Origin of the sequence: Protofrankia sp. BMG5.30, assembly GCF_001983005.1 — a bacterium.
GTDB classification, from domain to species: Bacteria; Actinomycetota; Actinomycetes; order Frankiales; family Frankiaceae; genus Protofrankia; species Protofrankia coriariae.
Map to the genome: position 1 here is coordinate 1 of NZ_MOME01000033.1, position 13,401 is coordinate 13,401.

General features: G+C 68.3%; 11 protein-coding genes. 6 read left to right on the forward strand and 5 right to left on the reverse strand.

Annotation, left to right across the window (positions count from 1 at the left end; genetic code table 11):
• The first annotated feature begins 410 nt into the window (after positions 1-410).
• A complete protein-coding gene (locus tag BL254_RS17335) occupies positions 411-1,217 on the forward strand; it encodes an urease accessory protein UreF (RefSeq protein WP_076844084.1) in 807 nt (268 codons plus the stop codon).
• Between the two features lie 402 nt (positions 1,218-1,619).
• Here BL254_RS17335 and BL254_RS17340 read toward each other — a convergent pair whose 3' ends face one another.
• On the reverse strand, positions 1,620-1,961 hold the full coding sequence (locus BL254_RS17340; protein WP_083731164.1) for a tetratricopeptide repeat protein: 342 nt from the start codon (positions 1,959-1,961) through the stop codon (positions 1,620-1,622).
• 106 nt (positions 1,962-2,067) lie between these two features.
• A complete protein-coding gene (locus BL254_RS17345; RefSeq protein WP_052914496.1) occupies positions 2,068-3,036 on the reverse strand; it encodes a hypothetical protein in 969 nt (322 codons plus the stop codon).
• Positions 3,037-3,717: 681 nt separating this feature from the next.
• On the opposite strand from BL254_RS17345, the gene ureG reads away from it, so the two are divergent.
• Together ureG and BL254_RS17355 are read left to right on the forward strand one after the other, a co-directional pair.
• The gene (gene ureG, locus BL254_RS17350) at positions 3,718-4,545 is read left to right on the forward strand and encodes an urease accessory protein UreG (RefSeq protein ID WP_076844088.1); all 828 of its coding nucleotides are present in this window, start codon (positions 3,718-3,720) and stop codon (positions 4,543-4,545) included.
• 27 nt (positions 4,546-4,572) lie between these two features.
• Complete coding sequence (locus BL254_RS17355; RefSeq protein WP_052914495.1) at positions 4,573-5,826, forward strand: urease accessory protein UreD; 1,254 nt, start codon at positions 4,573-4,575, stop codon at positions 5,824-5,826.
• A gap of 46 nt (positions 5,827-5,872) precedes the next feature.
• On the opposite strand, the gene BL254_RS17360 is transcribed toward BL254_RS17355, so the two are convergent.
• Together BL254_RS17360 and BL254_RS27245 are read right to left on the reverse strand one after the other, a co-directional pair.
• Positions 5,873-6,430 carry a PaaI family thioesterase gene (locus BL254_RS17360; RefSeq protein WP_047222579.1) on the reverse strand — a complete coding sequence of 186 codons (558 nt, stop codon included), beginning with the start codon at positions 6,428-6,430 and terminating at the stop codon, positions 5,873-5,875.
• 10 nt (positions 6,431-6,440) lie between these two features.
• On the reverse strand, positions 6,441-6,593 hold the full coding sequence (locus tag BL254_RS27245; RefSeq protein ID WP_175648406.1) for a hypothetical protein: 153 nt from the start codon (positions 6,591-6,593) through the stop codon (positions 6,441-6,443).
• 148 nt (positions 6,594-6,741) lie between these two features.
• Here BL254_RS27245 and BL254_RS17365 point away from each other — a divergent pair, with 148 nt between their 5' ends.
• Entirely contained in the window at positions 6,742-7,383 is a 642-nt protein-coding gene (locus BL254_RS17365) for a TetR/AcrR family transcriptional regulator (protein ID WP_047222578.1), read from the forward strand.
• A 267-nt stretch (positions 7,384-7,650) separates the two neighbouring features.
• Here the strand turns inward: BL254_RS17365 and hpnH are convergent, their stop codons facing one another.
• Positions 7,651-8,655: an adenosyl-hopene transferase HpnH gene (hpnH, locus tag BL254_RS17370; protein ID WP_043605048.1), complete on the reverse strand. Its 1,005-nt coding sequence runs from the start codon at positions 8,653-8,655 to the stop codon at positions 7,651-7,653.
• Positions 8,656-9,705: 1,050 nt separating this feature from the next.
• Between hpnH and BL254_RS25215 the strand changes: the two genes are divergently transcribed.
• Together BL254_RS25215 and BL254_RS17385 are read left to right on the forward strand one after the other, a co-directional pair.
• Positions 9,706-11,979, forward strand: a complete 2,274-nt coding sequence (locus tag BL254_RS25215; RefSeq protein WP_052914494.1) for a protein kinase domain-containing protein — start codon at positions 9,706-9,708, stop codon at positions 11,977-11,979.
• Positions 11,980-12,592: 613 nt separating this feature from the next.
• Complete coding sequence (locus BL254_RS17385) at positions 12,593-13,351, forward strand: FkbM family methyltransferase (RefSeq protein ID WP_235433437.1); 759 nt, start codon at positions 12,593-12,595, stop codon at positions 13,349-13,351.
• Positions 13,352-13,401 lie beyond the last annotated feature (50 nt).

Consider the following 13,401-nt stretch of genomic DNA (forward strand, 5'->3'; position numbering starts at 1 on the left):
GTGGGCTGTCCGGTGGAAACCCGTGATCGACGCGATGGCAATCACGTTTAGTGACCGCTGGCCGTCCGCTGAGACCTACTGATCAAATCCGCCGGAAACACTGATCACGAGACACTCCCTCCGGATGCCCATGTTGATCTGAACAGACAGATTCTCGCCCGCCGTCTCGAACGCCGAGACGAGGTCGACATCAAGGGTGTCTGAAACCTTGCGTTTTACCTGCGTCACGCCCAGATACTACCGCTGTCGTACGCTTCTTCGGGTCTGATTTCTGCGGCGGAAGACGCGGCTCGGCGCGGACATGTTGTGCCCCGCAGAACGCACTACGGGAGTCTGGCGGTCACGGTCGTTCGCTGTTGACGACTGTCGGGAGATCGCCGTCGGCGAGATTGCTGTTGGGAGGACGCTTGATGGTGGACGCGAGCCGGGCGGCGTTGTTGTTGTTGGCGGACGGGCGGCTGCCGGCGGGTGGTCATGCGCACTCCGGCGGGATCGAGGCCGCGACCGGCGACGGCAGCGTCACCGACCTCACCGGCCTCGAACGCTTCCTGCGCGGCCGGCTGGCCACGACCGGCCTGGTCTCCGCAGCCTTCACCGCCGCCACCTGCCGGCTGACCCGCAGCCCACATACGGATGGGAACCTCCCGGTCACTATTTCGGGACAGCCATCAGCCGCGCCACCCCGGCCGTCGTCAAACCGGCCGTACCCGGAGGAGATCGCTACTTCCTCCGATACCGACGTCGCCAGCACCGTCACGACACCGACCAGGGCAATCATCGAACTGGACGTCGAACTGGACGCGCGGACGCCGTCGCCGGCGCAGCGTTCCGCCAGCCGCGCGCAGGGCCGGGCGCTGCTGCGGGCGGGCCGCGCCGCCTGGCCGGGGCTGTCCTGCCCGGTCCCGGCGCCGCACCATCCGGTCGCGTTCGGCCTGGTCGCCGCACACGCCGGCCTCTCCCCCGCCGACGCCGCGCTGGCCGTCGCCTACGGCACGGTCAGCGGCCCCGCCTCGGCCGCGACCCGCCTGCTCGGCCTGGACCCGCTGGCGGTCACCGCCCTGCTCACCCGCCTCACCCCCGCCATCGACCGCACCGCCACCGAGGCGGCCGCCCTGTCGAACCACCCCCCGGCGGACCTCCCCGCCACCACCGCCCCCCGCCTGGAACTCCTCGCCGAACACCACCACACCGCCACCATCCGCATGTTCGCCTCCTGACGCCCGAAGCGACAGTCAGACCCGGAAGATTCCGGACACTTCTCGTTTACCCCAGCCATATGACGGACAACGGCATCCAGGCCCTCGCAACCGCGAGTTCCAGACCACCACTGTAAATTTAGGCAACAGAAAAGGCGACCGCAAAAAACGGCCGCCTTTTCCACGAATCTGTATCTGATACTACAGATACACCTACTCTTGCCGGCCCCCATGTCCGGCACAGTTTATGACACCCGGATCAACGAGTGCAGAATTACCTTAACCATGCCTGGAACAGCCGTCAAATCCGGCTCAGCGCGGTCAGCTTGGAGCTCTGCCGACGACCGCCGCTMGCCTGGCGGGCGGCCGGCGTCGACCGCGTCACCATCGAGGCAGCAGCCCTGTCGGCCCCGATCGACACGCTCAGCGTCCAAGCAGCTTCCTGATGAACCCACGACGTTTCGTACCGTTCGTGACGGATCTCGCGACAGCCAAATTTCCCCTGACCTTGGCCACAAACGGATGCTCAGCGCCAAGAACCCGCAGGGCATCGGCCAACGTCTGCTCGTACAGACCGATGGCCTCCTCCACTCGGCCGGCCGACTGGTAGGCGTTGGCGAGGTTGTTCTGGGAGCCCAGGGTATTGGGATGATCCGAACCAAGTACCCGCAGCATGCCGGCCAACGTCTCCTCGTATAGGCCGACGGCCTCCGCCACCCGACCCACCAGCCGGTAGGCGCCAGCGAGGTTGTGCTGGGAGATCAGGGTGCCGGGATGATCCGGACCGCCGGGCGGGCCGGCGCGTGTCTACGGATTCCGCCACAGGGCAGTCAGCGGGGAAACTACGGTGGGAACGATACCGATCGTGGTTCTAGAATGCGGGGACCGTGCTGGTCGTGGCGTTGCCGGTGGACGTCTTCTCGAGACTGATCTCCCAGTTCGTGTTCGGGTCGAACGAGTCGTCGAACTTTTCGAAGGAGCAGTCCCGGGTGAATCCGCGGCGGGCAGCGTCCCAGTCGCTGCCGGATTTGAAGTAGACCCAGTAGGTGCCGGCGATCCCGGCCACCGTGGCGCTGGTGTTGCTCCGCACGTAAACAGTGAGCTGAGGGTCTGACGGGTCTCCGTTGGCCACCAGGACGGCGACGTCGGTGACATCGCCGTTTTTGATCCGCAGGCTTCCGTACCCTCGCCGGCCGGATCGTTGGACGATCGCGCCGTTGGCCGCGCGCCGATCGGTGATCTGAGGAGCCGCCGGCTCCAGCGGTAACATCAGTTCACCGAACTTCAGACTGATCTCGGAAAAGCTCGCCATGGCCGTCTTGTAGGTGCCGGACTTCACCGCCCGGTAGACATCTCGCTTGGCCTCGTACAACTGCGTTTGCAGTGCGTTCTGTACGCCGCAGGAATTCAGTTTCGCCACGTCCGCCGAGGAGATGTCCTTCTCCAGCCTGTTCCAGACGAGGAGAGCGCTTTCCAACATACCGTGCTGCTCACGGGCCTGGTAAGGCGGTGTGATCGTCTGGACGTAATCCCACTGCTGGTGCAGTGCCGTGGCGAGGTCGATCCGCGCGGAGTCGACCTCCGCGAGCGTGGTCGCCGCCAGAAGCCGGTCCACGGCGGGGCGTACCGCCTGTTCGACCCTGGTCAGCACGGCCTGGTATTCGTCCGGCGCCAGCGCCGGTTTCGAAATGGAGCCCGTTCCCGACGAGGAATTCGACCCCCCGGAGCCGGCCGTGGGATCGGATGCACCGTCGATGATGAACGCGATGGCGATGACGAGTGCCAGGACGCCCCATGCCACGGACGCGCCCAGCAGACGCGTACGTCGAACGCTTCCCATGACCGTCCCCGACTCGGTTGCAGTGATCGCATCGTACCCACCACGCCCCCAGGCCGCCCGGAAACCGACGCCCCCGCCGGTTCCCCCCAGAAGTCAGCCAACGGAATGACCACCCAACCCCCACCACCAGCAATCCGCGCCCACCCCCGACTCCTCGGAGATCGCCCCATCCGGTCCCGCCGTCGCGGGAGTCGCGAATGGAGCGGCGGCGCACTTTCCGCCGACACCCACCACCTCGCRTTTCCCACGCCGCGCCTCCACACGCCGAACCGGAACCGTTCCGCCCTTCGTTCGCGATCAAAATTGTCATGTCACACGATCGAGGGACCAGATAGCTGTCATGGCAGCCACTTCCGCGCTCAATAACATGATCGACGGGGGATGTGCGGCCCCAATGGCTGGTTGACAACATCAACAATCATGATCTTGCGCGAATGGTGATCGCGGGGGTGCCTGGGGTGGAGGAGCGGCCACAGTGGTCGGCAGACCGTGCGGGGGCGGGCGTGGGCTGGAGCGCGAGCCGTCGAACCCGAGGCAGATCCGGCAGACCGTGCGGGGGCGGGCGCGGGCGCGGCTGTGGGCGCGGGGGCGGGGCGGGAGGCGTTCCTCTTCTGGCCGGCCTGCCTGGAGGGCGGTGCGGGCGTGGGTGCGAGGCCGGGAGAAGTTCGGGAAGGTGTAGGGATGCATCGCGAGCACGACATTCAGACGTCCCCCGCGGCGGGCGGCGGCCCGGCCCGGCATACCGGCGCCGGGCACCCGTCCGAAGCGGCACAGCAGCCAACGTCTCCGTCGACGCCGCCGGCAACGCGGCCGAGCGTAGTCGGAGACGTGCGGCCGGAGGCACGCCCGGGGGCTCGGCCGGACGGCCGGGCGGTCCGCATCGGTGTGGGTGGGCCGGTGGGCAGCGGCAAGACGGCGCTGGTCGCGGCGCTGTGCCGGGCCCTTGCCGGCACCCTGCGGCTCGCGGTCGTGACGAACGACATCTACACCACCGAGGACGCCGACTTCCTGCGCGCGGCCGGCGTGCTCGACCCGGCGCGCATCCGCGCGGTCGAGACGGGATGCTGCCCGCACACCGCCATCCGGGACGACATCACCGCGAACCTGGACGCCGTCGAGGACCTGGAGACGGCCTTCGGCCCACTCGACCTGGTCCTGGTCGAAAGCGGCGGCGACAACCTGACCGCGACCTTCAGCTACGGCCTCGTCGACCGGCAGATATTCGTCATCGATGTGGCCGGCGGCGACAAGGTGCCCCGCAAGGGCGGCCCTGGCGTCACCAACAGCGACCTTCTCGTCATCAACAAGACCGATCTCGCGCCGCTCGTCGGCGCGGACCTCGGCGTCATGGCCCGGGACGCCGAACGGGTCCGGCATGACCGTCCGGTGCTGTTCACCTCGCTGACGGCGCAACCAGGAGCGGCCAAGGTGACCAACTGGGTGCTCGGGGTGCTCGCGGCGGCGCTGGTTGGCGACAGCATCGAGGACAGAGCATCAAGGACGAGGTGACGGACGGAAGGGAAAACGGACACTGGGATGATCGGTATCGGGCCAGGCCGGCCACCGGCACGCATCGGCCGGACGTCGATCAGTGCGCACGCGGTCATCCGGATCGAACCAGTCACAACTGGCAGCAAGCTCGACCCCCACGAGACTCGCGGCAACGGGATCGACAGCCGGATCCACGGTAACGGGACCAACAACCACGAAACCGGTGGCAGGCCGCACGACAGGCGGATCCGGGACGGCCGGATTCAGGCTGCCGGGGTACGGGTCAGCGAGTTGAGGTCGCAGGTGCCGCTGGTCCTGCGGCGTACGGGCAGCCGGACGCGGCCCGGGGACGGGCTGCCGACCGTCACCGTGTATCTGGTGAACGCCGCGGCCGGGCCGCTTGCCGGTGACCAGCTGCGGCTGGACGTCACGGTCGGCGCGGGGGTCCGGCTGGTGCTGCGCACGACGGCCGCGACCGTCGCGCTGCCCGGGCACGACGAGCGGCCGTCGCTGTTCGACGTCCACGCCGATGTCGGGCCGGGCGGCGCGCTGGAGTACCTGCCCGAGCCGACCGTGGCCGCCCACGGATGCCGGCACCTGATGCGGGCGACGATCAGGCTCGCCGCGGACGCCCACCTGCTGTGGCGGGAGGAGATCGTCCTCGGGCGTTTCGGGGAGCCGCCCGGCTCGATCTCGTCCACCCTGCGGGTCGACGTCGAGGACGACACCGCGGACGAGGACAGCGCTGCCAACGTCACCGGCAGTGTCGGGGACGACGTCAGGAGCATCCCGGACGGTGTCCGGAACGGCATGGATGGCATCGACACGAACACCGGCAGCCGCCCGGGCGGTGGCACGGCCGGGGCAGCCGACAACGCCGGAGCGGGCGTCATCCGGCGGAACGACGGCGCTGGTCGGAGAGCCCGGAGTGCCCGGCCGCTGCTCCGGCAGGCCCTGTGCCTGGATGCGGCGGCGCCGGGCCTGCACGGGCCGGCGGTCCTCGGCGGCGCCCATGTGATCGGCGCGTTGCTGATCGCAGGCCCCGGCCCGGACGGGCTGGGCCTGCCCGCCGGCACGACCGGCACCATCGGCCCCACCGGCAGCGGGAGTCCCACCGGCACCACCGGCAGCGGCGGCATCGGTGCCGATGCCAGTAGCGGCACCGGGACGTTCGCCGCGCTCCCCCTGGCCGGGCCGGGTGTCCTCGTCAGCGCCCTGGCGTCCGACACGGTCGCTCTCCGGCGCTGCCTGGACGCCGGGGCGGCAGCTGTCCCTCCGCAGGCAGCCGCCTCCCCGTAGGCAGCCGTGTTCCCGCAAACGGGCAGGACCGCGTGAACGGCCCGCGCTACGCGCCTGGAGCGGCGCTCTCGAGCGGAAAGACCAGAAAGGTGCTGCTGGCGGTGGCGACCACCTTGCCGGCGGCGTCGCGGACATCCCCTTCGGCGAACGCGACCCGACGGCCGGGTTTGGTGACCCAGCCGTGCGCGGTCAGTTCGGCGGGACGGCCGCTGACCACCCGTACCGGACGAAGATAGCTGACCTTGATTTCGATGGACGTGTACCCGAAGCCGGCCGGCAGCGTCGTGTGCACGGAGCATCCGGTGACCGTGTCCAGCAGAGTGCAGACAAGGCCGCCGTGAACCGTGCCGAGAGGGTTGTAGGCGGACTCGTCCGGAAGACATCTGAAGACGACGTCGCCCTCGGCAACCTCGCTGATCCCGAAGTCGAAGTGAGCGGTGATCGGCGGAGGTGGCACCCGACCGTCCCGGATCGCCAGGAGAAAGTCCAGACCGCTCATCGTCCGCCCCACCGCGGCGGTAAGCAGTGGATCATGCCAGGTGACGGTCTTGCTGCGTGGCTCGCCCCAGGCCGGGGTCGTTGTGGGCGGCTCGATTGTCGTCATGATGCCGAGACTAGATCGTGTCCGGTGGATGTTGGTCGTTGCGGACGGCCTTGCGGACGGCCTTGCGGACGGCCTTGTGGGCGGCGATGTGGGCGGCGATGTGGGCGGCCCGTGATTGTGCGGCGGTCGCGCGGATCCGGCACATGTGCGAGCGTGGGCGCATCGTGAAGGAGACCGGCCGTAGTCTGACGATGGCGCGACCGGCCGATAGCGTTATATGATCAAAAGCATTTGACGGGCTCTAGCACAGTGACAAACATTCCTACGGTTTAACTCGCTCATTAGAGGACTGAGTGCAACATAATCGACGAATGGCCAGAGCCGGTGGGAGCGAGCATCCAGCCGCCACCCGACAGGCTCTCATGGCCGCCGCCCGGCTACGGTTCGGCACCCAGGGCTACGCCGCCACCGGCACCGAGGAGATCGTTGCCGACGCGCAGGTGACCCGCGGCGCCCTCTACCACCACTTCCGCGACAAAGCGGATCTTTTCGGCGCCGTCATGGAGCAGGTCGCGCTCGAGGTCGCCGAACAGCTCGTGACCACCGAGCTCAAGCGGGCCACGGACGAGTCGGACACGGACGCCTGGGAGCAGCTGCGCGCCGGCTTTCAGTCCTTCCTGGACATCTGCACCGACAGTGACTTCCAGCGCATCGTCCTGGTCGACGGCCCGGCCGTGCTCGGGCATGACGCGTGGGACGTCCTGGTCGAGCGTTACGGCTACCGGCTGCTCGCCGAATGGCTGGCCCGGGCCATCGAGGAGGGCCGGATCGACCCGCTGCCCGTCATGCCCCTCACCCGGGTGCTGGCGGCCGTTCTGTCCGAGGCGAGCCTGCTGATCGGCCGGGCCGGTGACCCGGCGCAGGCGCGCCGGGAGGCGGGCGAGGTGCTGGACCGCCTRCTGGTCGGCCTGGAGGCGAAGAACGGCCTGGTGGCGAAGAACGCCGTTCCGTAGGTCGTCTCCGTCCGTGGGCCATCTCCAGGGCCTGTGTACCGGCGCTCTCGCACCGGTCACCCCCGGATCCACGCACGACGAGGAGCCGGCCACGATCGACGCGGCCAGCTCCCGACAGGAATCATGTAAAGAAATACGTTCGGAGCAGTGGCTGTCCGCCGATGGGTAGTCGTCCATCGGGCGGACGACTACCCATCGGCGGACGACTACCGACCACTACCGGTCGGCACTGCCGCCGCTCAGACACCGCTCAGACGCCGCTGCCGGTCAGACGCTGCGCATGGCGCGCAGGGACTCCTTCAGCGAAGACGTGGTGGCGAGCACCGCGGAGGTCTCGTAGCCGCAGTGCGCCATGCAGTTCGCGCAGCGCGGGTCCTTGCCCCGGCCGTAGGCGTCCCAGTCGGTGGTCTCGACCAGCTCCTTGTAGGAGGAGACGTAGCCGTCGCTCATCAGGTAGCAGGGCTTCTGCCAGCCGAAGAGCGAGTAGCTCGGGATACCCCACGCGGTGCAGGAGAGATCGCGCTTGCCCTCCAGGAAGTCCAGGAACACCGGCGAGTGGTTCAGCCGCCACTTGGCGCGCCGGCCGTCGGCGAAGACCTTGGAGAACAGCTCGCGGGTCTGCGTGACCCCGAGGAAGTGCTCCTGGTCGGGGGCCTTCTCGTAGGCATAGGCGGGCGAGAGCTGGATCTGGTCGACCTTCACCTCGTCGTTGAGGTAGGCCAGCACGTCGATGACGTCCTGTGGGCTGTCGTTGTTGAAGAAGGTGGAGTTGGTGCCCACCCGGAAGCCCGCGGCCTTGGCCTCCGCGATCGCGGCGATCGCCTCGTCGAAGGTGCCGTTCTTCTCCACCACCGCATCGTGCCGCTCCCGCAGCCCGTCGATGTGGACGATGAAGGTGAAATACGGCGACGGTGTGAACTTCGCCATCTTCTTACGGAGCAACAGCCCGTTGGTGCACAGCAGGACAAACTTCTTGCGAGCAACGAGCTGACGGACGATCTCGTCGAGCTGCGGGTGCATCAGCGGCTCACCACCGGCGATCGCGACCACCGGCGCGCCGCACTCCTCCACCGCGGCCATGGCGTCCTCGACACTCATCCGCTGCTTGAGGACGGAAGCCGGGTGCTGGATCTTCCCGCAACCGGTGCACGACAGATTGCAGGCGAACAGGGGCTCAAGTTCGAGAACAAGCGGGAAGTGCTTGCGCCGCAGCACTTTCTGCTTGGCCAGGTACGTCCCTATCCGCAACGAGTAGCGCCACTCCACCGCCACGGCAATACCGCCCTTCGGCGTCGACGTCGTACGGCCGTACGGCCGCTCCATCACAAGAACATACAGGGTGTACGTACAGCTTGTATGTCCGTCGTGGACGTCGGATCGGCCACTGTCCGCCCGGGGCGGGCCAGGTGGCCCCTACGGCAGCGGCATCTGTCATCGCAGGTCAGCGAGGTGGCCACGCGGCCGCGTCGGCAACCAGACAGATCATCTGTCACACATCCGACAACATGCGGGGCGTGCCTGGCGGGGCCGGAGGGCGCACCCGTGACGGACCTGACAGCCCACCGCCGATGCGGACCATCGGCGGTGACGGCCACGTCGTGCGGGTCCGAAGACATCGCCGACACGGTCCCGTGGCCACGACGCGCCGGGCCCCGGGACCCGCCCCGCGTCCCGGACACGAGCACCCGGACGTGAGCATGGCCACCCGCGAACGAAACGTGGGCGCGGTCACCGCGAACATGACACTGCGCACGCGGGCCTGTGAACAACTCGGCACTGTGAACATGGACACTCCGGAGAACACGGGCGCCACCGGACACGGCAGCGTGAGTATGGTCACCCACAAGCACGACAGCCCCGAAAACCATCAGCTCCGGAAACCATCAGGGGTGGGCCAGTTGCGCCCGCAACACACTCCACTCCTTTTCAGCGCATTGAGATAACGGTTTAATCGACGGGTCACCCGACCGGCCCGCCTGCCGAACGGGCCGCATACCTGCCAGATCCTGGCCGGGCAGCCACCCGAACGCCAAACAAGAGGTTATCTCAGTCACAGAGTTCCCAGGGTGGAACGCATACCATCGCCATGGAACCCATCGCCGTGGAACCCGCGCTTCCTCAAATCAGTGACAGGCGGCCCGTATCGCTGGTCCATCATATTCCTGGTGGAAGTTGTGCGTGGGCCCCGCCGGCGGGTCAGCGAACCCGTCGACCAAAGGGCGCCGGTCCCGACGCCTAATATCGGCGAAAAGCAACAGGACATCGGCACGGAGGTCACATGGGGTTGAGCACGTGTTGCGCAGCGAGGGCGAAGGCGGGCATATGACACCAGGCGGGCACCTGGTCACGCATCTGGTCGGCGGGCGGTTTCGGCTCGTCGAGCGGCTCGGMTCGGGGGGGATGGGGACAGTCTGGCGTGCGTTCGACACCGACAGCAATGTCGAACGTGCGCTGAAGGAGATCCGTATTCCTGACCATCTCCCGGTCCGTGACCGCGAGATGCTGATCGAACGTGCCCGCCGTGAAGCGCGTAACGCCGCCCGGCTCGGCGTCCATCCCCATATGGTCACCGTTCACGACCTGGTCGAGGATCACGACGCGCAGTGGATCGTCATGGATCTGGTATCCGGATGCTCACTGGCAACAATGATCGCGCGCGACGGCGCGCTGGACGAGCGGGAAGTCGCCCGGATAGGTATCGCCCTGCTGGACGCGCTGGCGCACGGTCACCGCAAAGGCGTTCTGCACCGGGACGTCAAGCCGTCCAACGTTCTGATCACCTCTGACGGAACCGTCCGGCTCACGGACTTCGGGATCGCCGTCTACGAGACCGATCACCGGATCACCGCCGCGGGCGGCCTGGTCGGCACACCTGCCTACATGGCTCCCGAACGCATCCGCGGTGAGGAGGGCGGACCCGCCAGCGATCTGTTCTCGTTGGCGACGACCCTGCTGCACGCCACGGAGGGCATCTCCCCGTTCGGGCGGGACACCACCTTCGCCACCATGCACGCCGTGGTCTACGAAGCCCCGACCGTACCGACACGGGCCACCCGGGCCTACTCGGTGCTCAGCCCGATCCTGGCCAAGGAACCGTCCGCCCGCCCGCCGGCGGAGCGCATCCGCCGGCAGTTGCAGGCTCTGCTGCGCGCCGCGCGACCGGGCCCGCTGATGACCTCGAACGACTGGTCGGCCATGAGCGTCGCGCCGACGACCAACGCCTGGCCGGCCGCGAAAGCCTTCTACGAGGCCCCGACCATGTCCTGCGCGCTGACCGACCGGCCATATTCCAGTGACTACGAGTACACCGTCCACGATCTTGACACGATCGGCATCGAACTGCCGGCCACCGACGCGGCGCAGCCCGCGCCGTGGGAGGAGACAGCGCCACGGCGGGCACCCACAGAGCCGTCCTACAGCGACCCGGCCACCATCGAACAGCCCATCTGGACCGGCCCGCACCCGCCGCGGCCCCGTCCGCGGCCCGGTCGGACGAGGCGCTCGGCAGACCGCCAGCGCCAGCCCTCCCGCCGAGGCCTGTTGCTCGCAGGCATCGCCGCGGCAGGCCTGGGGGTGGGCGCCGGGACGGCCGGGTGGGCGGTACGACAGCTGCGGGAGCCCACCCGCCCGGGGACGGCGGCCGGGAGCGCGGCAGGACCGGGGGCGCTCACGTTCGGGCTGCCGGGAACGCCCGGCGTCGAGTTCGCTGGTTCACTCGTCGCCGATCAGCGTGGCTACTACCGTGAAGCGGGCTTCACGTCCACGCGCTTCCACGGCAGCGGGCCACGCTTCCCCAGCGTGACGGCTTCGGTGGCCTCGGGCGCGGCCTTCGTGGGGGTGACCACCACTGACGCCGTCGCCCGCGAGGCCGCGGCCGGCGCGCCGCTGCGGATCATCGGTGCCCAGCGGCAGAAGTCCCCCTGGGCGATCGTCTCTCTGGGGGACCGGCCGATCCGGACACCACAGGAAATGATCGGCATGCGGGTCGCGACGGCCATGGGCAGCGCGGCCGTCTGGGCGTCGTTCCTGGCCGCCGCGGGAGTTCCCGCGACAGCGGTCCGGCAGGTCGTCGTCCCCGATCACGCGCAGGCCCTCGCGCAGGCCCTCACGCAGCGGCAGGTCGACGCGGCGCTGTCCTCCGTCGCCGACGTGCCGGTGGCCCTCGCCCGGCAGGGGATCGGTTGCTCGACGTTCCTGCTCGCGGATCACGGGTATCCGCTGGTCTCCAACGTGTACGTCGTGACCGCTGACGCACTCACCGCCGCGCGCGGGACGGTCAAGGCCTTCCTCACGGCCGAGGTCCGCGGCTGGAAGCAGAACCTGGCCGACCCCATGCTCGCGGCCCAGCTCACCACCGACGTCTACGCGAAGTCGCTCCGGCTCGACGTCCGCGAACAACTGGCGGAGAACAGGGCGTTGAACGACCTTGTCCAGACGGCGCAGACCCGCCGGGACGGCCTGTTCACCATGACCGACGCCCTGATCGAGGCCAACATCCGGCTGCTGTCCACCGGCCCGGCGGCGCCGGTCGCCGGGCACCTGTTCGACCTGTCCGTGCTCCGGGAGCTGTACGAGGAGTGGCCACGCCTGATCTGAGCCTGATCTGAGCCTGATCCGGGTCTGATCCGGGTCTGATCTGACCAGGCCGCCGACCGTCACAGGGCACCGACTGCCGCGGGAGCCGGTACCCTCCCGGAGCCGCCCACCCGAAAGCCGGCCGGCCCGTAACGCCGTTGGCGCGGTTCGAAAGGCCGGTTCCACGGCCGGGCTCCGCGGGTGGCGAAACGGACGGAAAGCATCCCGCCACGGCCCGACCAGCCCGGCCCCACCCCCGAATCCACCAGAAATCCGGCCGCCGGCACACCCGAATCGGGCGATCCGTACCCGGACAATGCTTCGGTGATCCCGGAACCGGGCACGAAAGAAGAATGATCGTAAATATTCCGGACGCCCGACAGCCGTTTCGGACTGTCAGCCCGGTTCACGACCCTCCCCACCGCGGTCACCCTTGCCCGGGCCAGGTTCGGGCATACTGATTCCACGTCGCTCCGCATTCACTTCGGCGTCCTCCAGCAGCGGCATGACGGGCTGTCCAGAATATATTTGACCTGCTTTTTCCGGACGATTTCAGCGGGTCCGGGACACTGTGTCCGAAACGGCGGTCAAAAACAGCGGACACCACATCGGGAAGGAACCGTTCTTGACTGTCGTGAACGTGCTCGCCGAACTGGCCCCCGACCGGATGTTCGCGACCGCGGTCGCCGTGGCCCACCGCCGGTTCGAACCGATACTGCGCCGGGTGGGCACATTTGTCACACCGCGACAGACCGCCCTGGACGTCGGCGCCTGGTACGGCCCGTGGAGCCACTGGATGTCGCGGCACGCCCGCCGCGTCGTGACGGTGGAACCAAACCCCGAGCTGGCCGCCTTCGTCACCCGCACCTGCCGGCCGAACGTCACGGTGGTGCCGAAGGCCGCGTCCGATGTGGAGGGTTTCGCCGAGCTGTGGCTGCCACCGGGTGGCCGGGGCACCGAAGGGCGCGCCTGCCTGCTTCCCCAGGGCGGCCGGCACGCCGAGCACACCGAGCACACCGTGAAGGTCGAGACGGTCCGTCTCGACAGCCTCGACGTCGACGACGTCGGACTCGTGAAGATTGACGTGGAAGGGCACGAACTCGCCGTGCTACGCGGTGCGGAAGGAATTATCCGGCGCTGGCGCCCGAATCTCGTCGTCGAGATCGAGGACAGTCGAAGCCCAGCGGCCGCGACCCTGGAACTGCTACGGAGCTGGCACTACCGGGGCTGGTTCCTCGACCGCGGGAGAATGCACCCACTGGACGACTTCGATCTGGTCGGCCACCAGCGGGAAATGGCACCGTTGGCCCACCACGGCTACCTTCGAGCGGTACTGACCGGCAGCGGCCACCGATACGTCAACACCATCCTTTTCCTACCATCCTCCCGCTAGCCAGAACAGCCGGCAAAACCCCGGATCCGCATCCCAGCGCGGGAGAACGG

What these genes read in the sequence shown, in the direction of transcription:
- BL254_RS17335 (WP_076844084.1), top strand. Translation starts at nt 411, where the DNA reads ATGGTGGACGCGAGCCGGGCGGCGTTGTTGTTGTTGGCGGACGGGCGG.
- BL254_RS17345 (WP_052914496.1), bottom strand. Translation starts at nt 3,036, where the DNA reads ATGGGAAGCGTTCGACGTACGCGTCTGCTGGGCGCGTCCGTGGCATGG.
- ureG (WP_076844088.1), top strand. Translation starts at nt 3,718, where the DNA reads ATGCATCGCGAGCACGACATTCAGACGTCCCCCGCGGCGGGCGGCGGC.
- BL254_RS17355 (WP_052914495.1), top strand. Translation starts at nt 4,573, where the DNA reads ATGATCGGTATCGGGCCAGGCCGGCCACCGGCACGCATCGGCCGGACG.
- BL254_RS17360 (WP_047222579.1), bottom strand. Translation starts at nt 6,430, where the DNA reads ATGACGACAATCGAGCCGCCCACAACGACCCCGGCCTGGGGCGAGCCA.
- BL254_RS27245 (WP_175648406.1), bottom strand. Translation starts at nt 6,593, where the DNA reads ATGCGCCCACGCTCGCACATGTGCCGGATCCGCGCGACCGCCGCACAA.